Raw genomic sequence first — 21,788 nt, 5'->3', positions numbered from 1 at the left:
ACCTGCACTCCTGAGGCTCAAAGCCGTGAATGGCACATTGAGGGACTTGAAGTCCCTCAATGTGCCATTCACGGACTTCGGGCGTTCCGCCGCGGCCCGCTCAGAGGATCGGCGCGCCCCCGGTCACCGCGACCCGCGCCCCGGACACGTAACTGCCGTCGTCGGACGCCAGCAGCACGTACACCGGCGCGAGTTCGGCCGGCTGGCCGGCGCGGCCGAGCGGCACCTGCTCGCCGAAGGACTTCACCTGGTCTTCCGGCATGGTCGACGGGATCAGCGGCGTCCAGATCGGGCCCGGCGCGACGCTGTTGGCCCGGATTCCCTTCGGCCCGAGCAGCTGCGCCAGCGCCGCCGTCATGTTCGCGATGCCCGCCTTCGTGACGTCGTAGGGCAGCAGCTGCGGGGTCGGGCTGTCGGAGTTCACCGACGAGCTGCCGATGATCGACGCCCCGGGTTTCATGTGCGGCACCGCGGCCTTGGCGAGGTGGAAGAACGCGCTGAGGTTGGTGGCGAGCGTGTGGTCCCACTCCTCGTCGGGGATTTCCTCGAGCGAGTCGTGGCTCATCTGGAAGGCGGCGTTGTTCACCAGGACGTCGAGGCGGCCGAACTCCTCGACCGCGCGGGCGACCAGGCCCCGGCAGTGCGCCGGGTCGGCGACGTCACCGGGCACGACGACGGCCTTGCGCCCGGCTTCTTCGACCCAGCGCCGGGTCTCTTCGGCGTCCTCGTGCTCGTCGAGGTAGGAGATGAGGACGTCGGCGCCTTCCCGGGCGTAGGCGATCGCCACGGCGCGGCCGATGCCGCTGTCGGCCCCGGTGATGAGCGCCGCCTTGCCGGTCAGCTTGCCGGAGCCGCGGTAGGTGTGCTCGCCGTGGTCGGGCCGCGGGGTCATCGCGGCGGTCGTCCCGGGCGGGGTCTGCTGCTGGGCGGGCTGCTCGGACACGGGTGGCTCCTCGGATACGGGGATGGATCTCCGCTCCCCCGGGTTCCCGCCGGCCCCGGGTTCACACGCCACCGGAGATGTCGTCTTTTTGACGACTTCCTTCTTGTCATCGTTTGGATGACATGCTAGAACAGAGGTGCGTGTTGACACGAACCGAACCGAAGTGAGGAGGAACCCGATGTTGATGCGCACCGACCCGTTCCGTGAGCTGGACCGCCTCACCCAGCAGGTCTTCGGCACGCCCGGAACCTGGTCCAAGCCGACCGCGATGCCCATGGACGCCTACCGCGCCGGCGACGAGTTCGTGGTCTGCTTCGACCTGCCCGGTGTCTCCCCGGACGCCATCGAGCTGGACATCGAACGCAACGTCCTGACCGTCAAGGCCGAACGCCGTCCGCTCCCCGGCGGTGACGACGTGCAGATGCAGGTCTCCGAACGGCCCCTCGGCGTCTTCTCCCGGCAGCTGTTCCTCGGCGAGACCCTCGACACCGACCACATCGCCGCCGGCTACGAGGCCGGCGTGCTGACGCTGCGCATCCCGGTCGCCGAGAAGGCCAAGCCGCGGCGCATCGAGATCGGCGGCGCGCAGTCCGACCGGAAGGAGATCAAGGCCTGACCACCGGCATCCGACGGCCCGGCGAGTTCACCTCGCCGGGCCGTCGGGTGCCCGACGTCGTCCCGGACGCCGACGACACGGTCGTCACAGGCCGCGCGCCCCCGGTGGGTTAGCCGCGACGGGCCCGGGTATGCCGACGGCCCGTCGGAAGGAGGCGCTGTGCGTGCGATGGTGTACCGCGGCCCGTACAAGATCCGCGTCGAAGAGAAGGACGTCCCCGCGATCGAACACCCCGGTGACGCGATCGTCCGGGTGACACTGGCCGCGATCTGCGGGTCGGACCTGCACCTGTACCACGGGATGATGCCGGACACGCGCGTCGGCACGACGTTCGGGCACGAGTTCGTCGGCGTGGTCGAAGAAGTCGGCTCGGGGGTGCGGAACCTCAAGCGCGGCGACCGCGTCATGGTGCCCTTCACCATCTTCTGCGGTACGTGCTGGTTCTGTGCCCGTGGGCTGTATTCCAACTGCCACAACGTGAACCCGAACGCCACCGCGGTCGGCGGCATCTACGGCTACTCGCACACCTGTGGCGGCTACGACGGCGGCCAGGCCGAGTTCGTCCGGGTGCCGTTCGCCGACGTGGGACCGGCCGTGATCCCGGACTGGCTGGCCGAAGAAGACGCCGTCCTGCTCACCGACGCGCTCGCCACGGGCTACTTCGGGGCGCAGCTCGGCGGAATCACCGAGGGCGACGTCGTCGTGGTCTTCGGTGCGGGGCCGGTGGGGCTGTTCGCCGCGAAGTCGGCCTGGCTGATGGGCGCGGGCCGCGTCATCGTGATCGACCACCTGGCGAACCGCCTGGCGAAGGCCCGGACCTTCGCCCACGCCGAGACTTACAACTTCACCGAGTACGACGACATCATCGTGCACCTGAAGAAGCTCACCGGCCACCTCGGCGCCGACGTCGCGATCGACGCAGTGGGCGCTGAGGCCGACGGCAACCTCACCCAGCACGTCACCTCGGCCAAGCTGAAGCTGCAGGGCGGCTCGCCGGTGGCGCTCAACTGGTGCATCGACGCCGTCCGCAAGGGCGGCACCGTTTCGGTGATGGGCGCCTACGGCCCGATGTTCAGCGCCGTCAAGTTCGGCGACGCGATGAACAAGGGGCTCACGCTGCGGATGAACCAGTGCCCCGTGAAGCGGCAGTGGCCGCGGCTGTTCGAGCACATCCGCAACGGCTACCTCAAGCCGAGCGACGTCGTCACCCACCGCATCCCGCTCGAGCACATCGCCGAGGGCTACCACATCTTCTCCGCCAAGCTGGACGGCTGCATCAAGCCGCTGATCGTGCCGGACGCCGGCTGAGGAAGGAACGACCATGACGTACACGTCGGAACGGCCGCCGATCGCCGAGTCGAGCGCCAGCCTGCGCGCGCGGATCCCGGGCTGGGGCGCGGACCTGGACCCGAAGGACCGGCCGTCGGTACCGAAGCTGCGGTGGCAGGACGACCGGAGCGGCGCCCACTGGGAGTTTCCCGAGCGGCAGCCGGAAAAGTGGCCGCGGGAACGCTCGATCGAGCACGAGTTCCTGACCCCGGTCTTCGGGACGTCGTGCCCGCCGAAGGGCCTTTCCGGTGTGCTGCGGCGGTTTTCCTACCGGAAGTACAGCGAAGGGCGGGCCGCCCACTGGCTGCTCCTGCTGGCCGCCGACCGGGTGGACGCCTGGGAGAGCCACCTGCGCTCGTTCGCCACGCTCCGCCCGGACAACCCGGTCACCGAGACCGGCGTGCTGAGCGAGTTCACCCGGCACGGTTTTTCCTCGCGGGTGGGCAAGAACCGCGCGGACGTCAAGCACCACCTGGCGGACCCGATCATCGTCGCGGGCCCGTGGGTGCTGGCGGCGGGGCTCGCGTATTCGGCGGCCCGGAAGGTCCTGCGGTGGGGCCGCCGCTGACCGGCGTTCGCCGGCTCGCCGAGGACGGCCGGGTGACCACCCCGGTGGGCCGGCTCCGCGCTCACTGAGGCCCGTTGGTCAGCGAAAGGTTGAACGTGTACCGGGACGCCCGGTACACGTGCCACCCGTATTCGACCACCCGGCCGGAGTCGTCATACGTCGTGCGCTGCATGGTGAGCAACGCCGCCCCCGGCTCCTCGTGGAGCAGTTCCGCGTCCTCCTCGGTGGCGAGCCGGGCGCCGATGTTCTGCTCGGCCGCGTGCAGCCGCACCCCCGCCGACCGCAGGAGCTGGTAAAGCCCGCGCTCGCGCAGTTCGTCGTCGCCGGGGTCGATGACGCCGACGGGCAGGTAGTTGTTCATCAGGGCGAGCGGCTCGCCGTCGGTCGAGCGGAGCCGCTTCAGCCGCCGCACGTGCGTCAGCCCCGGTGCCTCCAGCAGCTCGGCCACTTCGGCGCCGGCCTCTTCGACCCGGTTGACGAGCACCGCCGACTCCGGTTTGCCGCCCAGCCCGGCGAGGTCGTCGAACAGGCTGCTCAGCCGCAGCGGCCGGGCCACCTTCGTGCGGACGACCTGCGTGCCGACCCCGCGCCGCCGCACGAGCAGGCCCTGGTTGACCAGCGTCTGGATCGCCTGGCGGACCGTCGGCCGCGACAGGCGCAGGCTCGCGGCGAGGTCGACCTCGTTGCCCAGCCGCGATCCCGCCGGCAGCCTGCCGTCCTCGATCGCCGCGTGCAGCTGCCGGGACACCTGGAAGTACAGCGGCTCGGGACTGCCCGGGTCCACGAGGATCTCCCGGCCCGCGTCCCAGGCCGGGAAGTTGACGTCCGGGTTGCTCATCCGCGAAGCCTACCGCCTCCGCGCCACCTGTTGGGATGACGTGTTGTCCATATGTCTTGACAAAGTTTCCGGCCGCTGGAATCGTCGATGGCACGGGCACGAACGACGTGCTCCGAAGACCAATCCGAAGACCAAGCTGGGAGCGGAGCCGTGACCGACGTGCTGCGGCGCATCGTCGCCAAACGCGTGCACGACCCGGAAGCGATCGCCGAGGCGGCCGCGAACCGGGTGCGGGCCAAGTCGCCCTTCAACGACAAGGGCCGGACGATGATCATCGCGGCGGACCACCCCGCCCGCGGCGCCAACACCGTCGGCGGCGACCCCTCGGCGATGGCCGACCGCGGCGAGCTGCTGGAACGGCTGTGCCTGGCCCTGGAACGCCCCGGTGTCACGGGTGTCCTGGCGACCGCGGACATCGTCGACGACCTGCTGCTGCTCGGCGTGCTGGACGGCAAGACGGTGATCGGGTCGATGAACCGCACCGGACTGGCCGGGTCCAGCTTCGAAATCGACGACCGCTTCGCCTGCTACGACGCGGAAGCGATCGAGCGGATGCGCTTCGACGGCGGCAAGACCCTGACCCGGATCTGCCTCGACGACCCGGCCACCCCGAGCGTCCTGGAAAACACCGCGAAGGCGGTCAACGAGCTGGCCGGCCGCAAGCTGATCGCCATGGTCGAGCCGTTCCTGTCGACCTGGACCGAGGGGCGCCTCAAGAACGACCTCTCCCCCGACGCGGTCATCAAGTCGATCACGATCGCCTCCGCGCTCGGCCGCTCCTCGGCCTACACCTGGCTGAAACTCCCAGTAGTCGACGACATGGACCGCGTCCTGGCGTCTTCGACCCTGCCGGCCGTCCTGCTCGGCGGCGAAGTCACCGACCCGGACGCGGCCTTCGCGGCCTGGCAGCGCGCCCTCACCCAGCCGACCGTGCAGGGCCTGGTGGTGGGGCGGTCGCTGCTGTACCCGCACGACGGAGACGTCGCCAAGGCCGTCGACACCGCGGTGGGGCTGCTGTGAACCCGCACCCCCGCCCCAGCGCCACTACCCGGAGGAACACCGTGAACACCATCGAGCACTGGATCAACGGCACCGCCACCCCGGCGGGCTCGGCCCGCACGGCCCCCGTCTACGACCCGGCCACCGGACGGCCGCAGGCCGAGGTCCTGCTGGCGGAAGCGTCCGATGTGGACACCGCCGTCGCGGCCGCGGCCAAGGCCTTCGAGTCGTGGGGCAACTCTTCGCTGTCCCAGCGCACCAAGGTGATGTTCGCCTTCCGCGAGCTGCTCGTGCGGCACGAAGACGAACTCGCCCGGATCATCTCAGCCGAGCACGGCAAGGTGATCGAGGACGCCCGCGGCGAGATCGTGCGCGGCCGCGAGGTCGTCGAGTACGCCTGCGGCATCGCCGACGCCCTCAAGGGCAGCTTCTCCGACCAGGTCTCCCGCGACGTCGACGTGCACGACTTCCGCCAGCCCCTCGGCGTGGTCGCCGGGATCACGCCGTTCAACTTCCCGATCATGGTGCCCCTCTGGATGCACCCGATCGCCATCGCCACCGGCAACACGTTCGTCCTCAAACCCAGCGAGCGCGACCCCTCGGCCTCGAACTTCGTGGCACAGCTGTACGCCGAAGCCGGGCTGCCCGACGGCGTCTTCAACGTCGTCCACGGCGACAAGACCGCGGTCGACGCGATCCTCGACCACCCCGACATCGCGGCGGTGTCGTTCGTCGGCTCCACCCCGATCGCCAAGTACGTCCACGAACGCGGCACCGCGGCCGGCAAACGCGTCCAGGCCCTCGGCGGCGCGAAGAACCACGCCGTCGTCCTGCCCGACGCCGACCTCGAATTCGCCGCCGACCACCTCACCGCCGCCGCGTTCGGCTCGGCCGGCCAGCGCTGCATGGCCATCTCCGTCGGCGTCGCCGTCGGCTCGGCCGGCGGCAAGCTGGTGGAGATCCTCGAACGCAAGGCCCGCGAAGTGAAGGTCGGCCCCGGCACCGACCCGGCCAGCGACATGGGACCGGTTGTCACCGAGGCCGCCCGCGAGCGCGTCCTGCACTCCGTCGCCCGCGGCGCCGAGCAAGGCGCGAAGGTCGTCGTCGACGGCCGCGGCCTCACCGTCGAAGGCCACGAGGAAGGCTTCTTCGTCGGCCCGTCCCTGCTGGACGAGGTGACCCCGGACATGGACGCCTACCGCGAGGAGATCTTCGGCCCGGTGCTGGCGATCGTCCGCGCCCGGACGCTCGACGAAGCCATCGCCGTCATCAACGCCAACCCCTACGGCAACGGCACCGCGATCTTCACCGGCAGCGGCGAGGCGGCCCGCAAGTTCCAGCGCGAGGTCAAGGTCGGCATGATCGGCGTCAACGTCCCGATCCCGGTCCCGATGGCGTACTACTCCTTCGGCGGCTGGAAGGACTCCCTCATCGGCGACAGCCCGATCCACGGCCCCGCGGGCGTCCGCTTCTACACCCGAGCCAAGGTCGTCACCACCCGCTGGCCCCGCTCCGAGGCCGCCTTCACCTTCCCTACGTCCAACTGAGACCACAACCGGAGCAGCTATCTCCATTTTCCGGTAGCCTGGCCGCAGCACCGACGAAGGAGGCTGCCGTGAGCCGTCGAGACTCGCTCCCGAAGAACGCCGTCGCCCGGTTCAACACCTGGGTGGGCGCGCTCCGGACATCGCCACGCTGGGGACCACTGGTCCGTCGCCATCTCACCGAGATCACCTACACCGGCCGCCGATCGGGGCACAGTTTCAGCACCCCGGTCGGCTACCGGCGGGCGGGCGACGTCGTCACCATCCGCGTGATGATGCCCGACGCGAAGTCGTGGTGGCGCAACTTCACCGGCGACGGCGCCCCGCTCACCCTCGAACTCGACGCCACCGGCCGCACCGGCCACGCGGTGGCGCGCCGGGACGAGAAAGGCCGGGTCACCGTGACCGTCCACCTCGACGGCGACGCCTAACCGGGCTGCGCGGCCATCCCGTACCAGAGCAGGTCGGCGAGGCTCGCCGCGTCGCGCCGCCAGTCCTCGTTCGGGTCGAGCCACAGCAGGCCGCCGAACGCCCGCATGACCAGCATCGGCGTCAGGCCCGGCCGGACCGTCCCGGCCGCCACGTTGGCTTCGAGCATCGTCGCCACCGCGCCGAGCATGTCTTCGAAGGCGTCGCCCGGCAGCTCACCTCGGGACGCCGTCGCGGTCCGCAGCGCGTCGGCCAGCCCCTTCTTCGTCATCATGTAGTGCGCGAGATGGTCGGTCACCCACACCCGGACCGCTTTGTCCGGGGGGTGCTTCTCGAGCAGCGCCGGCACGACGTCCACGATGTGCCGGACCTCGCGCCGGTAGACCGCCAGGATCAGCGCCTCCGAGGTCGGGAAGTGCCGGTAGACCGTGCCGACGCCGACTTCGGCCTGCTTCGCGATCGCGTTGAACGAGACCTCGCCCGTTTCGGCCAGCGACGCCGCGGCCGCCGCGAGGATGCGCTCGTGGTTGCGCCGGGTGTCCGCGCGGCGGGGACTGACCGATCCCGTCGTCATCGTGCCTCCCGGCGAGTGTCCGGTAATACGAGTGTCCAGTGATAGTTGCGCTCTCACCGAATCTAGCCCAGACCTGGAGCAACTCCAGCCTTGCACACTTCGTTGCGAAGCGGATTGTAATCCGCTAGCCTCGCGACGGGGTGAAGCGGATGACTATCCGGTACGCCCGTTCCCCACCACACGAGGCTCGACCGATCCGCGGAAAGAGACCAGTGGACATCTCACTCGAAGTCAATGGCACCACCGAACACCTGGACGTCGATCCCGGCGTGACCCTCCTGGACGCGCTACGGGAACGCCTCGCCGTGACCGGTCCGAAGAAGGGCTGCGACCGCGGGCAGTGCGGCGCCTGCACGGTCCACGTCGGCGGACGGCCCGTGTTGTCTTGCCTTACCCTGGCCGTCACCGTCAAGCAGCCGGTGACCACCGTCGAAGGACTGTCCACAGAGGACGGCATGCACCCGGTGCAGCAGGCGTTCGTCGACCAGGACGCCCTGCAGTGCGGGTTCTGCACCGCCGGGCAGATCATGTCGGCGGTCGCCGCCGTCGAGCAGGACGTCGACGACGTCCGGGAGTTCATGTCCGGCAACCTCTGCCGGTGCTCGGCCTACCCGAACATCGTCAAGGCCGTCGAGCAGGCGAGGCGGGCCGATGCGACCCTTTGAGCTGACCGCGCCCACCACCGTCGAAGCGGCCCTCGCGACGCCCGGCACGTTCCTCGCCGGCGGCACGACGCTCGTCGACCTCATGAAGCTCGACGTCCTGACGCCGGAGCACGTCCTCGACATCAACGCGGTGCCACTGCGCGGCATCGACACCACCGACGGCCTGCGCATCGGCGCGCTGGAGCGGATGAGCGACATCGCCGCCCACCCCGGCGTCCCTCCGGCGATCTCGCGCGCCCTGCTGCTGAGCGCGTCCCAGCAGCTGCGGAACATGGCCAGCATCGGCGGCAACCTGCTGCAGCGCACGCGCTGCTCGTACTTCCGCGACGTCGCGATGCCGTGCAACAAGCGCGTGCCCGGCAGCGGCTGCTCCGCGATCGAAGGTGCCAACCGGATGCACGCGATCCTCGGCACCAGCGGCTCGTGCGTGGCCACGCACGCCAGTGACGTCGCCGTCGCCCTGGTCGCGCTCGACGCCCGGCTGCGGCTGGCGGACGCCACCGGCACCCGCGAGGTCGCGCTCGGCGAGTTCTACCACCTGCCAGGCGACACCCCCGCCCTGGAAAACGACCTGCGGCCGGGCGAGCTGATCACCGAGGTGCTCGTCCCCCGGCTGGACTGGGCGGCGAACTCCACCTACGTCAAGGTGCGCGACCGGCAGTCCTACGAGTTCGCGCTGTGCTCCGCCGCCGTCGCACTGGACGTCCGGGACGGCGTCGTCGCGGACGCGCGGATCGCGGCAGGCGGTGTCGGGACGGTGCCGTGGCGGCTGGCGGGCGTCGAGGCTGCCCTGCGAGGCGCCCCGGCGACCCAAGCCGCCTTCGAAGAAGCCGCGGCCGTCGCGGCGGATGGCGCCGAACCCTTGTCCCACAACGGGTTCAAGGTGCCACTGCTCAAGCGGACCATCGTCCGCGCCCTGCTCGAACTGACCGAGGAGAGCTCCCGATGATCACCCGGCTGGAGGCGCCGCTGAAGGTCACCGGCCAGGCGAAGTACGGCGCCGACCACAACTTCCCCGGCATGGCCTATGGCTACGTCGTGCTCAGCACGATCGCCCACGGCGAGATCGAAGCCATGGACTTCACCGCGGTGCGGGAAGCGCCCGGCGTGCTCGGTGTGTACTCGCCGTTCGACCCGCTGACCCTGTGCGCGCCGACCACGATGTTCGGCGAGGCGTGGGTTCCGTTGCAGGACAAGGAGGTCACCTACTACGGCCAGCCGATCGGCTTCGTGGTCGCGGAGACCTTCGAACAGGCCCGCGACGCGGCGGCGCTCGTGACGGTCGCCTACCGCGCGCTCCCAGCCCGGACGTCGCTGGCCGAAGGCCTGGCGGACGCCGAAGACGCACCGCCGGCCCGCGACGGCGCTCCGCCGACGCTGGAGGTCCTCGAAGACGGCGTCGAAACCTTCGAAGAAGCGCTGGCCGCGAGCCCGGTGGTCGTCGAAGCGACCTACTCCACCGCGACCCAGAACCACGCCGCGATGGAGCCGCATTCCGCGGTCGCGGTGTGGGACGACGGCAAGCTGACCCTCTACAGCGGGAACCAGGCCTCGAACCTGCAGGCGGAGTACATGGCCATGGCCCTGGACCTGCCGGCCGAAGCCGTCCACTCGGTGAACCCGTTCGTCGGCGGCGCGTTCGGCGGCAAGGCGATGGTGTCGACGCCGTCGTTCCTGGCCGCGGCGGCCGCCCGGGACCTCGGCCGCCCGGTGAAGGCCGCGCTCGCCCGCGAACAGGTCTTCACCGCGACCGCCGGCCGGGCCGCGACGGTCCAGAAGATGACGCTCGGCGCTGAGCGCGACGGCACGCTCGTCGCGCTCGGCCACGACTCGTGGTGCAGCACCGACGCCGCCCGCTCGTTCGTCGAGCCGACGTCGCACGGCACTTCGCGCGAGTGGTACGCCACGCGGAACCTGGCGATCAGCCAGAAGATCGTGCCGCTGAACATCCCGCCGACGACGTTCATGCGGGCCCCCGGCGAGGCACCCGGCTCGTTCGCGCTGGAAAGCGCGATGGACGAGCTCGCCGTCGCGCTCGGCATGGACCCGGTCGAGCTGCGGATCAAGAACAACTCCATCGCCCCGCCCGGCAAGGACCTGCAGTGGGCGAGCAAGCACCTCGACGAGTGCTTCCGCGTCGGCGCGCAGCGCTTCGGCTGGGCGCACCGCCCACCCGGCACGCGCACCGAAGGCGACTGGCTCGTCGGCACGGGCGTGGCCACCGCGATGTTCCCCGCCCTGCGGTTCCCGGCGACGGTCGGCATCACGTTGAACGCCGACGACACCGCCGTCGTCGCGACCAGCGGCGCGGACCCGGGCACCGGCCTGCTGACCGTGCTTTCCCTGGTCGGCGCGGAGTCGCTGGACATCCCGGCGGACCGGATCACGCCGAAGCTCGGCGACTCGGCCCTCCCGCCGGGCGGCCTGTCGGGCGGCTCGACGGCGACGGCGAGCGCGGGCACGGCGATCATGCTCGCCGCGACCAACGCGATCGACGAACTGGTGGCGCTCGCGTCGGACGCCGGGGCGCCGTTCGAAGGCCGCGAAGTCACCTACGCCGACGGCCGCGTCTTCGCCGACGGCGAGAACATGACGTTCGGCGAGCTGCTGCGCGCGCTGGGCCGCGAGACGCTCGAGGTCACCGGGTCGTCGGCACCCGGCGAGGAGCTGACCAAGCACTCGTTCAGCTCGTGGGGTGCCCAGTTCGTCGAGGTCCGCGTGCACAAGTGGACGCGCGAGGCCCGGATGTCGCGGATGCTCGGCGTCTTCGACGCCGGCCGGATCATCAACGACAAGGCCGCCCGCAGCCAGCTCATGGGCGGCATGATCTGGGGCGTGTCGGCCGCGCTGCACGAAGGCCTGGAGATCGAAGCGAGCGGCCGGCTCGCCAACGGCGACTTCGCGAGCTACCTGCTCCCGGTCAACGCGGACATCCCGGAGGTCGAGGTCCACTTCGTCGAGTACCCGGACACCCTGCACAACGCCGTCGGCGCGCGGGGCCTCGGCGAGATCGGCACGGTCGGCATGGCGGCGGCGGTGGCCAACGCCGTGTACAACGCCACCGGCATCCGGGTCCGGCACCTCCCGATCACCATCGAGGACCTCCTGGCGGAGTGAGCGGCGGAGGTCGTGAGCGGGGAACAGGGTGGCCGGGAAGGCCGTTCCCCGCTCACGACCGCGGAGGGCCGTTACCCATCCGCGACAACGAGGGGACGATCAGGCCATGACGGCGGGCGGCCACGGTCCTAGGCTTGCGGGAACTCCCCCAGGTCTTCCCACGAAAGGGCCACCCGCATGACCGACCCCGTCGTCCCCACCACCTCCGGCGCGGTCCGCGGTCAGGTCACCCCTGCCGGTGTCGTGCGCTTCCGCGGCATCCCGTACGCCGCGGCGCCCGAAGGTGAGCTGCGCTTCGCCGAACCCGTCCCCGCTCCGCCGTGGGAGGGGGTCCGCGATACGCAGAGACCCGGGCCGACCGCGCCACAACGCCGTCACGACGTCCCCGGGCTCGATCTGACCCCGCTCGCCGGGACCGGCTGGCGGCCGGGACCCGAATACCTGACCGTGGACGTCTGGACCCCGCAGCCGGGCGCCGCCTCGCTGCCGGTGCTGGTGTTCGTGCACGGCGGCGCGTTCCTCGGCGGCACCGGGTCGGCCGCGGCCTACGACGGCACGGCGTTCGCCCGCGCGGGCGCGGTGCTGGTGACCGTGCAGTACCGGCTCGGCATCGACGGCTTCCTGCCCCTCGACGGCGGCACCACCAACGTCGGGCTGCGCGACCAGCTCGCCGCGCTGCACTGGGTGCGGGAAAACATCGCCGGGTTCGGCGGCGACCCGGCGAACGTGACCCTCTTCGGCGCGGCTTCCGGAGCCGTGAGCGTCGCCTGCCTGCTCGGTTCGCCGCTGTCGCCGGGGCTCTTCCACCGCGCGATTGTCCAAAGTGGACACCCGGACATGGTGCGCGGCGTCGTCGAGGCGCGGCGGCTGGCCAAGGTCGTCGCCGACGAACTGAAGGTCGAGCCGACCGCCGAGGCGTTCCGGAAGGTGTCGACCGAGCAGCTGCTCGACGCGCAGGACGCCGTCCTGCGCCCGGGTGGCGCGCCCGACCTGCGCGACGCGCTGGGCTACGACCGCGGGTACGGGCTGAGCCCGTTCCTGCCGATGGTCGGCGACGACGTCCTGCCGCAGCACCCGGGCAAGGCGATCCGGGCGGGCGCGGGCGGCGACGTCGATCTGATCGCCGGCAGCTGCAGTGAGGAGATGCGGCTCTACCTCGTGCCGACCGGCGCGCTCGAAGCGGTCACCGACGACCAGGCCGTGGCCTCGCTGGCGGTGTCGCACCCGGACCCGGCCGGGGTGCTGTACGCCTACGGCCTCGGCGCCGGCCGCTCGGCGGGCGAGGTCCTCGTCGAGGCGCTGACCGACCTGGTCTTCCGCGACGGCGTGCGCGACCTCGCCGAGCACCACACCGGCCGGACGTTCCGCTACGAGTTCGAGTGGGGCTCACCGCTGCTGGAAGGCAGGCTGGGCGCCTGCCACGGGCTCGAACTGCCGTTCGTGTTCGACGCGCCGGCCGCGTTGTCCGGGCCGCGTGGCCTGCTCGGCGAAAACCCGCCGGCCGAGCTGGCCGGCGACCTCAACGGCGCCTGGTACCGCTTCGCCGCCACGGGCTCGCCGGGCTGGGCGGAGTACGCGGGCGAAGATACGATGTATCACGCGTACTGACCCCCCTTTGCTCCACCGGGCTGGCTCCGCGCCCGGACGGTTGACGAGCACCCCGCCGCGCTGCCACGCTCGGTGTGCCCGGACGTCCGATGAATGGGGACCACCGATGCCCGAGGCGGGCTCTGCCGCTCCGCCAGGCGCCCTAGTCCGCACGCTGCTGCGCAGTGGCACACCCGCGGAACCCACCGAAGCCGACGACGGCGACCTCGCCGCCGTCGGGGACGCGACGCTCGCCCGCGCTTCGCGCTACTGGGTCGTCGTGCCGCTGGCGTACCGGATCGCGGCGTTCGTCAAGGTCTTCATCGGCTTCACCGCGGCGAACGGCAGCCTTGGGCTCGGCCCGGTGCTGGGAGCGACCGTGTTCGCCGTCGTGGCCGACACCGCCGCGACGATCTGGGTGCTGCGCTCCGGCGGGTTGCGGGCGCGCCTCACCACCCGGGCCCTCGGCCTGGACCTGGCGGTCGGTGTGGTGCTCAACTTCGTCGTGGCGACGACGGCGCCGACGTCGGTGCAGCCCTTCGCCGTCGACGTGTCCTGGACCTGGCTGGTCGGCACGGTCGCCATGTGGGCGGGCACGTGCGGCCTGCCGGCGGCGCTGTGGCTGTTCGCGGCGGCCGTCCCGCTCCGCGCGGCGCTGACGCTGGCCGGCGGTCTCCCGCTGAGCCACCAGCTCGCGCTGACGCGGTCGATCGGCTGCCTGGTCGCACTGGCGGTGGCGATCGTGATCGCCGTGGCGATCCTCATCCTGCTCGGCGTCGGCACGCGGTTCGCGGTGGACATCGGGCTCCGGCGCGGGCGCGAGGCCGAGCGCCGCCGGACCCGGCGCATCATGCACGACAACGTGCTGCAGACGCTCGAAGCACTGGCCATCGCGGCACCGGGCGACGACGCCCAGGCCGCCACGCGGCTGTCGGAACTGCGTTCGGTCGCCAAAGCGCAGGCAGCCGAGCTGCGCCAGCGGATCACCGAGCCGGTGCCGACCGGGGCGACGCGCGGGTTCGCCGTCGAACTCGCCGACGTCGCCACCGAGATGGCGCGCGACGGCCTGCGCACGCAGCTCGTCGCCGCCGACTTCGCCGACGACCGCAAGGTGTCGCAGGACCGGCGCACCGCGCTGGTCGAGGCGGTCCGGGAAGCGTTGCGCAACACCGTGAAGCACTCCGGGACGAACCAGGTCGTGCTGCGCGTGGAGGAGCGCGACGGCGGGATCGCGGTGGTGGCCCGGGACCAGGGCCAGGGCTTCGACGTCCGCGACCGGCCACCGGGCTTCGGCATCAGCCAGTCGATCGTGGCCCGGCTGGCCGAGGTCGGCGGGCGCGGCACGGTGGACTCACAGCCGGGCCGCGGCACCCGCGTGACGATGTGGGTGCCCGGCTAGACCCGGGATTCGTCGAACGTCGTGAACGACTCGTTCCTGTCGTCGGACGTCATGAACGAGTCGTTCACGACACCGCGGTCGCACGCTGGGCCCGGCTCAAGCTGCCCGCCGGGCGGCGCGCTCGGCGGCCAGGCTCGCCCGGCAGGCCGCGGTCAGCCGGGCGGTGGCCGCGCTGCCGCCACGTCCGCAGCGCGGGCAGGTCATCGACACGGCCAGGGAGAGCTCGTCGACCGCGACGGCCAGCTCGCTGCGGCAGCCGCGGCACCAGCGGTGCCGGGTCACCGGGCTGACGTGGGCCGGTGAGGCGACGCACTGGTGGATCCACCGGCCGTGCACGTGGCAGGTCAGGCGGTCGTCGGGCGCCAGCAGGCCCATGTCCTCGGCGTCGTCCTCGGTGGCGAGCAGGACCGGCAGGCTCCGGACCCGGGCCGGCGTGCTGATCGTGGCGGTCATCGTGCTCCCCTTTCGCTCTTACCCGTACGTCGAACCGGGGATGCCGGAATCGACATCCGGTTCGCGCGGGAAAGTCTCGGCACCACGGCAGTGATGAGCCCGAGTGCGCAGACGATCGCCGCGATCAGGAACGGCACGGCCCCCGAGTCACCGGCGTCGTGGTGGGTCACGGTCACGCTGGAAACCGCGGCCGCGATCGTGGCACCGACCTGGCGGGTGGCGTTGAGGATGCCGCCGACCGAGCCGGCCGCCGCGGTGCCTGCCTGGTTGACCGCGAACCCGACCAGCGCGGGCAGGGTCCAGGAGACGCCGAAGCCACACAGCAGCAGCCCGAGGCCCAGCACGAACGGCTGGTCACCAGTCGTTGTCGCGACGGCGATGAGAGCCAGGCCGATCGGGAACGCGACGAAGCCCATCCGGATGGGCCGCAACGGCCCGTATGCCCCGACGAGACGGCCGGTGATCAGCGGATTCAGCGCGACCAGCAGGGTCATCGGCAGCAGCGACGCGCCCGCTCCGGCCGCGGTCGTGTGAAGCACGAGCGGGATCGAGAAGATCACGGTGGTCAGCGCGTAGTTGACCGCCGCGCCCCACCCGAACGCACGCCACACAGCCCCGTTACGACGCAATTCCGCCGGGACGATCGGCGCGGGCGAGGCCCGGTCGATCAGCGTGGTGCCGTACCCGAGCCCGAAGGCGGCGAGTCCACACAGGACAGCCGGTACCCAGCGTTGCTGGCCGGCCTGCGTGACGGCGAGGGTGGCGATGGCCAGCGTCGCCGCGAGCCCGAGATGGGGAAGCCACGAGAGCGTGCGGGCTCGCCGCGCAATCGCGATCGGGGTCCGGCACAGGAGAAGAGCCACCAGCGCGATCGGGACATTGATGACGAAGACGGCACGCCAGTCGTCGACGGCGATGAGCCACCCGCCGAGTACGGGGCCTGCCGCCATGGCCACACCGCTGATGGCCGCCCAGGCACTGATGGCACGTCCGCGGGATCCGGGCTCCGGATACAGACCGGCGATCAAGGCCAGCGAACTCGGGATGATCGCGGCGGCGAAGAGGCCGAGCACGGCCCGGAAGACGAGCAGGAGCGCGATGGTGGGCGCGAAGGCGCACGCCAGTGAGGCTGCACCGAACCCGGTCACCCCGGCGAGGAAGACCCGGTAGGCACCCAGACGGTCGGCGAGGCTGCCCGCGAACACCAGGGCAGCGGCCAGCGCCATCGTGTAGACGGTGGTGGTCCAGCCGACGCCGACGACGCCCGTGTGGAGGGAGGTCATGATGCTGGGTTCGGCCACCGCGAGGACGGTCGTGTCCAGCAGCACCATGAAGTAGGCCAGCGAGATCCCCACCAGCCGGGTGGCCGGCCGATGGTGCTGCCGGGTTCGGTTCCGTTGAGCATCGGCAGGCGATGTCGCGGACATGAATCTCCTTGGTTCAGGGAGGAGGGACGGTCCGCAATGGTGCGTCTTCACCGAGCTCGGTTCGACCGGTGCGACCGCACCGGCATTCGGAATATCCGAACACCTGCCTAGAGTGGTTACGTGGACCTGGACCAGCTCAGAACCGCCATCGCGTTGCTGCAGCATCGGACGGTCAACAAGACGGCAGCGGCCCAAGGCCTCGCGCCGTCCTCGATCTCCGATCGAGTACGCCGCCTCGAGGCCGAACTCGGGGCACCGCTGTTCCTCCGCGACCGCGCCGGCATGCACCCGACCGCGGCCGGCCGCTCCTATCTCGTCACCGCGGCCGCGGCGCTGGAAGCGCTCGACGATGCCGCCGAACAGTTCCGCGCCGGACCAGGCCTCAGCGTCGGAGCACAAGCATCGATCGCCGGCGAGCTACTGCCGGCTGTCCTGGACGAGCTCCGGCAAGCGCGTCCGGAACTCCAGGTCCAGCTACGCCCTGACCCTGACCGCGATCGGCTCCTCACCGCGCTCGGCCACGGCGAGATCGACGTAGCCGTGCTCCTCGACGCCGGTGCGCACATCGGCGACCTCGGCTTCTCCGGCTCGGCTTCGGACCTGGAGTACCTGGATGTGCGTGAGGTCGCCATGACGGTCGTCGCCCCGCCGGACCATCCGCTTCTCGGGCGCCCGGTGACCATGGCGGAGATCCAGCGCACCGGCGGCCTGGTCGGCCGGGAGCCGCGCTGTTCCTTCTGGATGGCCACCCGGCGCTGGCTCGGTTCCGATGTCGGCCTCACCGCCGTCGGCGGTCTGGCGCAGGTCCGCGAATGGGTCGCCAGTGGTCGCGGGGTCGCCCTGCTGCCCGAGTTCGCGGTGCGCGCCGATCTGGATTCCGGCCGTCTCGAGGCCGTCGATGTCCAGGCACCACCCCTGCGGCTGCGCCTCATCTGGCGTGAAGATCATCCCGGCGTCAGCGAGCTTCGCCCCCTGCTGTACGCGCTCACCCAGGCCTGATCGCGCCGCGGTGCCCCGCACCGTCGACTGGCCGGATTCCGGCGGTTCCTGGCGTTCCGGCCACTCCCCGGCGCACGCCAAGATCGCTAGCTTCGGTGCGTGTCGAAAATCCTCCTTTCGGTCCACGTCCTGGCGGCGATCCTCGCCGTGGGCCCGGTCGCGGTCGCGGCCAGCATGTTCCCCGCCGCGGTCCGCCGAGGCGACGTCAAGTCGGCGACCCTGCTGCACCGGATCTGCCGCGTGTACGCCTACGCGGCCATCGCGGTTCCGGTGTTCGGTTTCGGCGTGGCGGGCACCATGCACGTCATGGGCGATCCGTGGCTGCTCGTGTCGATCGGCCTGACGGCGGTTGCGGCGGCGGTGCTCGCGGTGCTGGTCCTGCCGCGCCAGAAGCGGCTCCTGGCCGAGGAGCCCGCTTCGGACGCGCTCGGCAGGCTGGCCATGCTGACCGGCGTGTTCAACCTGCTGTGGGCGGTGGTGACGGTGCTGATGATCGTCCGGCCCGGGTCGTCGACCGGTGCCTAGGCCGCGACCGCGAGCGGCACGCGGACCGCCACGAAGTCCGGCCGGTACCGCAGGACGAACCCCAGCGACAGGTACAGGCCGACGGCGGATGTGTTCGCCGCCGCCGCGTGCATCATCGGCGTCTCGCCGCGCTCGCGGATGCCCGCCGCCACCGCGAGGACGAGCCGCGTCGCGAGCCCCTGCCCGCGGTACGCCGGGTCCGTGCAGACCGCGCTGATCTCCGTGTAGCCCGGCGGGTGCAGCCGCTCGCCGGCCATCGCGACGAGCGCGCCGCCCCGGCGGATGCCGAGGTAGGTGCCGAGCTCGACGGTCCGCTTCAGGAACGGCCCCGGCCGCGTCCGCTCGACGAGGTCCAGCATCTCCGGCACGTCCGCCGGCCCCAGCCGCACGGCTTCCGGGTCCGGCGCGGCCGCGATGCCGTCGTCCACCAGCTGCACGCCGGAGATCTCGTCGAGCACCTCCCAGCGGGACGGCGGCCGCGTGGTGGCCGCGGCGATCACGACGGTCGCTCCCGGCCCGGCGAGCCCGGCGACGTCGAGCCAGTCCTGCTCGTCCGGGTCGTCGGGAAGGGCCAGGAACGGCGTGACGTCCTCCGGGTAGCGCAGCACGCGCCCGCGCCGTTCCGCGAAGTGCGCGTGCGGACCGGTCAGTGACGCCCAGGTCGGGTTGTCCAGCGGTGAAGCCATGGCTCCAGCATGCGCGAAACGGGGTCCGGGCCCGGCCGCATTCCCACATCCTGAGCGCTCACCCGGCAGCGCTCACCCGACAGCGCTCACCCGACAGCGCTCAGCCGACCGTGGTCAGCTCCTCGTCCGAGAGCACCTCGGACCCGGCCGACACGACCAGCTTGCCGCCACCGACCTTGTAGGTGTAGTCGCCGTTCTCCGCGACGAAGCCGTCCCCCTCGGCCTGGGCCGGCAGCACTATGTGGGTGTCGCCGGAGGCCGCCTGCCCGCGGGCCTGGCCGTCGTAGAAGATCCGGCCGTCGGGCGTCCGGCAGACCGTGACGAGGGACTTCGCGGTCTGCGCCACGAGCAGCGCGGTCCCCTCGCCGCCGGGCAGGTACCGCGCGGCGTCGCCCGGGCAGGGCTTCCCGTCCGGCGTGGCCGAAGTGGACGTCGACGGCGTGACGGGCGGGGTGGCGGCGGCGGTCGTGACCACTGTCTTCGTGGTCGGCAGCACCGGCGTCGTGTACTCCGGGAAGGACCCCGACGCTGACGGCGAAGGCCGGGAGCGCCCGGTGAACAGCAGGACGCCGCCCACTGCGACGCCGGCGACCAGCATCAGGGTCAGCAGGACCCACAGCGCCCGCGCGCGAGCCCGGCCCGGTGCCAGGCTCCCGCAGGTGCCGCACCGACCGGCACCCGGGTCGTTGACCGCGCCACACTGCGCACACGTCCAGGGAAAACCCGCCATCGGGCCTCCTTCGGCCCGGCGCCACGCCACGCCGGTCCCCCCATCGTCACCGACGAGGGCACCGGCTGCAACGGCTCGTGGCTAGCCGTGGACGACGTTGACCATCCAGGGAATGCCGAACCGGTCGACGCAGGCGCCGAATTCGTCGCCCCACATCTGCTTTTCGAACGGAACCGTCACGGTGCCGCCGTCGCTGAGCTTTTCCCAATAACCGCGCAGGTCGTCGGCGTCGTCCCCGCTGAGGCTCACCGAGATGTTCGTGCCGGGGCGGTGCTCCATCCCGGCCGGGGTGTCCGACGCCATCAACGTGAAGCCGTTCTCGGCCTCCAGCTGGGAGTGCATGATCTTGTCCGCGTCCGCCCCTTCGGGTGAACCGAATTCCCCGAACGTGTTCACCGTCAGCGTGCCACCGAAGACGCTCTTGTAGAACTCCATGGCCTGCCGCGCGTCGTCGCGGAAGCTCAGGTAGGGGTTGAGACGAGAAGCCACGGCCATCTCCTTCGATCGGACGAGAGCAGCATCTTCGCAGAACGCCCGCCCTGCGCCAATCGGCGGATTTTCAGGGCCGTCCTCAGAGCACGAACCGCCGCTGCGCGACGGGTTCGAGCGGTAACGCGCCGTGCAGCGCGGCCCGGGCCCGCAGCTCCAGCGCCCGGTCCAGGGGCAAGCTCCCCGGCGCCGAGGCGTGGAACGTGCCGCGGTCGAACAGGTACACCAGCGCGAGCTTCCCCTGCCGGCGTCCGGACGGCTCGGCGAACTCGACGGTCGCCGACCGCAGGCAGCCGCCGTAGCCCGCCCGGCTCAGCCGGTCCGCGACGTCGACCAGGTCGCCGGTCAGCACGCGCAGGTCGCGGTTGCGGCGCCAGCACCGGACCGTCGAGCGGCCGTGGAAGTCCTGCGTCACCAGCGGGTGCACCGGCAGCCGCGCCGACGTCGCGGCGATCAGCTCCGCCTCGGTGCGGGCCAGCGCGTCCCCGTCCACTTTGAAGCCGACCGTGCCGCCGCCGGTGGGCACGAGGCCGAGGGCGGCGCGCACCCGCGGGGCGGCCGCGGCGAGGGCGTAGAGGGACTGCAGGTGCGGGCGAGACGTCCAGCAGCGGACGAGCTTGCTGTCCAGCAGGGTCACGAACGTTCCTATCTTCGGGCGAGAAGACCGCCGGACCGGGCGCACTGGCAATGTCCACAGTGGACGTCAGGCGCGGGGACGCGGGGCCGGAAAGGACAGCATGCGCCCGCGCTGCCCATTCCGCCCGGAACGCCGTCGCCCGCGCGGCGAACGGCACCGGCCCGCCGCCGAACGGTCAGCGGTGAAACAGTTCAGCCGATCAGCGGTATCTCCCCTCGTCTCACGCGGTGGTGATCACGACCTTCCCGAAGTTCTCCTGGCTCTCGAAGCGCCGGAACGCCGCCCCGGCGTCCTCGAACGAGTGAACGCTGTCGATGACCGGCTCGATCGGCCACACGGCGAGCCACCGGAGGAGGTCCTCGGTGTCCTCTCGGCTGCCGACCCAGATCTTCCGCACGGTCGCGCCGCTGCGGAACAGGTCCATGAAGTCGACCGGGGGCCCGCTCCGGCCGACGAACCCGACGAGCGCGATCTCGGCGTGGTGCGTCCCGGCCGCGACCAGCGACTGCGTGAACGTGCCGGGCCCGCCGACCTCGACGATCCGGTCCGCGCCCCGCCCGCCGGTGGAGTCGAGCACCGCCTTGCCCCATTCCGGCGTCGCGACGTAGTCGATCACCGTGTCGGCGCCGAGTTCGGTCAGCTTCGCCGCCTTGGCCGCGCTCGACGTCGTCGCGACGACCCGTGCCCCACGCGCCTTCGCCAGCTGCACGGCGAACAGGGAGACGCCGCCGGTGCCGAGGGTCAGCACGACATCGCCCGGGCGCACGCCGTCGAGCGACGTCCACGCCGTGACAGCGGCACACGGCAAGGTCGCGCCCTGCTCGAAGGTCAGCGAATCCGCCAGTGCGACGAGTGCGTGCTCCGGGACGGCGCGGTATTCGGCGAGCCAGCCGTCCCGGCCGTTGCCGTACCCCATCGCGGTGTCCGGCATCCGGCCGGCGATCCAGTCCGGGTGGAAGACGTTGATCACCCGGTCTCCCCCGGCGAAGCGCGTGACCCCCTCGCCGACCGCGACGACCTCGCCCGCGGCGTCCGAGACGGGGATCAGACCACCGGACCCGGTGGCGAAGTGGTCGCCGTTCAGGATGAGCAGGTCGCGGTAGTTCAACGACACCGCCCGGACGCGGACGAGCACCTCGCCCCGTCGCGGCTCGGGCGTCGGCTCTTCACGCTGGACCAGGCGGCCGGACTGGGGACGGTAAACGCGCACCGGAACTCCTCATGTTAACCAACT

At 71.5% G+C, this 21,788-nt stretch carries 23 protein-coding genes; 13 read left to right on the top strand and 10 right to left on the bottom strand.

Translation table 11 applies throughout. The annotated features are described in order from the left end of the window. Positions 1-100: 100 nt before the first annotated feature. Positions 101-943 (bottom strand): SDR family oxidoreductase, encoded by an 843-nt coding sequence (locus tag A3CE_RS0142440; RefSeq protein WP_020646196.1) that lies wholly within the window; start codon positions 941-943, stop codon positions 101-103. A 178-nt stretch (positions 944-1,121) separates the two neighbouring features. On the opposite strand from A3CE_RS0142440, the gene A3CE_RS0142435 reads away from it, so the two are divergent. From A3CE_RS0142435 to A3CE_RS0142425, 3 genes are all read left to right on the top strand, one after another. Next, positions 1,122-1,559 carry an Hsp20/alpha crystallin family protein gene (locus tag A3CE_RS0142435; protein WP_020646195.1) on the top strand — a complete coding sequence of 146 codons (438 nt, stop codon included), beginning with the start codon at positions 1,122-1,124 and terminating at the stop codon, positions 1,557-1,559. Positions 1,560-1,727: 168 nt separating this feature from the next. Continuing rightward, positions 1,728-2,867: a zinc-dependent alcohol dehydrogenase gene (locus A3CE_RS0142430; protein WP_020646194.1), complete on the top strand. Its 1,140-nt coding sequence runs from the start codon at positions 1,728-1,730 to the stop codon at positions 2,865-2,867. Positions 2,868-2,880: 13 nt separating this feature from the next. Then, positions 2,881-3,456: a hypothetical protein gene (locus A3CE_RS0142425; protein ID WP_020646193.1), complete on the top strand. Its 576-nt coding sequence runs from the start codon at positions 2,881-2,883 to the stop codon at positions 3,454-3,456. 61 nt (positions 3,457-3,517) lie between these two features. Here A3CE_RS0142425 and A3CE_RS0142415 read toward each other — a convergent pair whose 3' ends face one another. Next, positions 3,518-4,294: a GntR family transcriptional regulator gene (locus tag A3CE_RS0142415; RefSeq protein WP_020646192.1), complete on the bottom strand. Its 777-nt coding sequence runs from the start codon at positions 4,292-4,294 to the stop codon at positions 3,518-3,520. 150 nt (positions 4,295-4,444) lie between these two features. Between A3CE_RS0142415 and A3CE_RS0142410 the strand changes: the two genes are divergently transcribed. From A3CE_RS0142410 to A3CE_RS0142400, 3 genes are all read left to right on the top strand, one after another. Next, positions 4,445-5,314 (top strand): Cgl0159 family (beta/alpha)8-fold protein, encoded by an 870-nt coding sequence (locus A3CE_RS0142410; protein ID WP_020646191.1) that lies wholly within the window; start codon positions 4,445-4,447, stop codon positions 5,312-5,314. 41 nt (positions 5,315-5,355) lie between these two features. Further along, positions 5,356-6,840 carry a CoA-acylating methylmalonate-semialdehyde dehydrogenase gene (locus A3CE_RS0142405; protein ID WP_020646190.1) on the top strand — a complete coding sequence of 495 codons (1,485 nt, stop codon included), beginning with the start codon at positions 5,356-5,358 and terminating at the stop codon, positions 6,838-6,840. Positions 6,841-6,908: 68 nt separating this feature from the next. Next, positions 6,909-7,268, top strand: a complete 360-nt coding sequence (locus A3CE_RS0142400; protein ID WP_020646189.1) for a hypothetical protein — start codon at positions 6,909-6,911, stop codon at positions 7,266-7,268. On the opposite strand, the gene A3CE_RS0142395 is transcribed toward A3CE_RS0142400, so the two are convergent. Then, complete coding sequence (locus A3CE_RS0142395; RefSeq protein ID WP_020646188.1) at positions 7,265-7,840, bottom strand: TetR/AcrR family transcriptional regulator; 576 nt, start codon at positions 7,838-7,840, stop codon at positions 7,265-7,267. The genes A3CE_RS0142400 and A3CE_RS0142395 overlap by 4 nt on opposite strands. Positions 7,841-8,052: 212 nt before the next feature. On the opposite strand from A3CE_RS0142395, the gene A3CE_RS0142390 reads away from it, so the two are divergent. From A3CE_RS0142390 to A3CE_RS0142370, 5 genes are all read left to right on the top strand, one after another. Then, positions 8,053-8,505, top strand: a complete 453-nt coding sequence (locus A3CE_RS0142390; protein WP_020646187.1) for a (2Fe-2S)-binding protein — start codon at positions 8,053-8,055, stop codon at positions 8,503-8,505. After that, on the top strand, positions 8,492-9,454 hold the full coding sequence (locus A3CE_RS0142385) for an FAD binding domain-containing protein (protein WP_020646186.1): 963 nt from the start codon (positions 8,492-8,494) through the stop codon (positions 9,452-9,454). Before A3CE_RS0142390 ends, A3CE_RS0142385 begins: the two co-directional genes overlap by 14 nt. After that, a complete protein-coding gene (locus A3CE_RS0142380; RefSeq protein ID WP_020646185.1) occupies positions 9,451-11,622 on the top strand; it encodes a xanthine dehydrogenase family protein molybdopterin-binding subunit in 2,172 nt (723 codons plus the stop codon). The genes A3CE_RS0142385 and A3CE_RS0142380 overlap by 4 nt, the downstream gene beginning before the upstream one ends. Before the next feature lie 177 nt (positions 11,623-11,799). Beyond that, on the top strand, positions 11,800-13,230 hold the full coding sequence (locus A3CE_RS0142375; RefSeq protein WP_020646184.1) for a carboxylesterase/lipase family protein: 1,431 nt from the start codon (positions 11,800-11,802) through the stop codon (positions 13,228-13,230). A 106-nt stretch (positions 13,231-13,336) separates the two neighbouring features. Next, positions 13,337-14,608 carry a sensor histidine kinase gene (locus tag A3CE_RS0142370; protein ID WP_020646183.1) on the top strand — a complete coding sequence of 424 codons (1,272 nt, stop codon included), beginning with the start codon at positions 13,337-13,339 and terminating at the stop codon, positions 14,606-14,608. Positions 14,609-14,704: 96 nt separating this feature from the next. Here A3CE_RS0142370 and A3CE_RS0142365 read toward each other — a convergent pair whose 3' ends face one another. Beyond that, a complete protein-coding gene (locus A3CE_RS0142365) occupies positions 14,705-15,061 on the bottom strand; it encodes a hypothetical protein (protein ID WP_020646182.1) in 357 nt (118 codons plus the stop codon). Then, a complete protein-coding gene (locus A3CE_RS52455) occupies positions 15,058-16,488 on the bottom strand; it encodes an MFS transporter (protein WP_125591342.1) in 1,431 nt (476 codons plus the stop codon). Before A3CE_RS52455 ends, A3CE_RS0142365 begins: the two co-directional genes overlap by 4 nt. Positions 16,489-16,608: 120 nt before the next feature. Here A3CE_RS52455 and A3CE_RS0142355 point away from each other — a divergent pair, with 120 nt between their 5' ends. Further along, entirely contained in the window at positions 16,609-17,487 is an 879-nt protein-coding gene (locus A3CE_RS0142355; protein WP_020646180.1) for a LysR family transcriptional regulator, read from the top strand. 99 nt (positions 17,488-17,586) lie between these two features. After that, entirely contained in the window at positions 17,587-18,012 is a 426-nt protein-coding gene (locus A3CE_RS0142350; protein ID WP_020646179.1) for a hypothetical protein, read from the top strand. Here A3CE_RS0142350 and A3CE_RS0142345 read toward each other — a convergent pair. The 5 genes from A3CE_RS0142345 to A3CE_RS0142325 all read right to left on the bottom strand — a co-directional run bounded on the left by A3CE_RS0142345 (position 18,009) and on the right by A3CE_RS0142325 (position 21,764). Beyond that, positions 18,009-18,698, bottom strand: coding sequence for a GNAT family N-acetyltransferase (locus tag A3CE_RS0142345; RefSeq protein WP_020646178.1), 690 nt, complete (start codon positions 18,696-18,698; stop codon positions 18,009-18,011). The genes A3CE_RS0142350 and A3CE_RS0142345 overlap by 4 nt on opposite strands. Before the next feature lie 100 nt (positions 18,699-18,798). Further along, a complete protein-coding gene (locus tag A3CE_RS52450; RefSeq protein ID WP_020646177.1) occupies positions 18,799-19,428 on the bottom strand; it encodes a hypothetical protein in 630 nt (209 codons plus the stop codon). 81 nt (positions 19,429-19,509) lie between these two features. After that, positions 19,510-19,917, bottom strand: a complete 408-nt coding sequence (locus A3CE_RS0142335; protein ID WP_026469386.1) for a VOC family protein — start codon at positions 19,915-19,917, stop codon at positions 19,510-19,512. A gap of 82 nt (positions 19,918-19,999) precedes the next feature. Beyond that, positions 20,000-20,554, bottom strand: coding sequence for a PspA-associated protein PspAB (gene pspAB, locus A3CE_RS0142330; protein ID WP_020646175.1), 555 nt, complete (start codon positions 20,552-20,554; stop codon positions 20,000-20,002). 220 nt (positions 20,555-20,774) lie between these two features. Beyond that, on the bottom strand, positions 20,775-21,764 hold the full coding sequence (locus A3CE_RS0142325) for a zinc-dependent alcohol dehydrogenase family protein (protein WP_020646174.1): 990 nt from the start codon (positions 21,762-21,764) through the stop codon (positions 20,775-20,777). Between the last annotated feature and the right edge of the window lie 24 nt (positions 21,765-21,788).

The sequence above is a fragment of the Amycolatopsis balhimycina FH 1894 genome (assembly GCF_000384295.1).
Classification (GTDB): Bacteria; Actinomycetota; Actinomycetes; order Mycobacteriales; family Pseudonocardiaceae; genus Amycolatopsis; species Amycolatopsis balhimycina.
This window is presented reverse-complemented; position numbering and strand designations above follow the sequence as displayed.

Coding starts and splice junctions, on each gene's coding strand:
- A3CE_RS0142435 (WP_020646195.1), top strand. CDS start 1,122: ATGTTGATGCGCACCGACCCGTTCCGTGAGCTGGACCGCCTCACCCAG.
- A3CE_RS0142430 (WP_020646194.1), top strand. CDS start 1,728: ATGGTGTACCGCGGCCCGTACAAGATCCGCGTCGAAGAGAAGGACGTC.
- A3CE_RS0142425 (WP_020646193.1), top strand. CDS start 2,881: ATGACGTACACGTCGGAACGGCCGCCGATCGCCGAGTCGAGCGCCAGC.
- A3CE_RS0142415 (WP_020646192.1), bottom strand. CDS start 4,294: ATGAGCAACCCGGACGTCAACTTCCCGGCCTGGGACGCGGGCCGGGAG.
- A3CE_RS0142395 (WP_020646188.1), bottom strand. CDS start 7,840: ATGACGACGGGATCGGTCAGTCCCCGCCGCGCGGACACCCGGCGCAAC.
- A3CE_RS0142385 (WP_020646186.1), top strand. CDS start 8,492: ATGCGACCCTTTGAGCTGACCGCGCCCACCACCGTCGAAGCGGCCCTC.
- A3CE_RS0142380 (WP_020646185.1), top strand. CDS start 9,451: ATGATCACCCGGCTGGAGGCGCCGCTGAAGGTCACCGGCCAGGCGAAG.
- A3CE_RS0142375 (WP_020646184.1), top strand. CDS start 11,800: ATGACCGACCCCGTCGTCCCCACCACCTCCGGCGCGGTCCGCGGTCAG.
- A3CE_RS0142370 (WP_020646183.1), top strand. CDS start 13,337: ATGCCCGAGGCGGGCTCTGCCGCTCCGCCAGGCGCCCTAGTCCGCACG.
- A3CE_RS0142365 (WP_020646182.1), bottom strand. CDS start 15,061: ATGACCGCCACGATCAGCACGCCGGCCCGGGTCCGGAGCCTGCCGGTC.
- A3CE_RS52455 (WP_125591342.1), bottom strand. CDS start 16,488: ATGTCCGCGACATCGCCTGCCGATGCTCAACGGAACCGAACCCGGCAG.
- A3CE_RS0142345 (WP_020646178.1), bottom strand. CDS start 18,698: ATGGCTTCACCGCTGGACAACCCGACCTGGGCGTCACTGACCGGTCCG.
- A3CE_RS52450 (WP_020646177.1), bottom strand. CDS start 19,428: ATGGCGGGTTTTCCCTGGACGTGTGCGCAGTGTGGCGCGGTCAACGAC.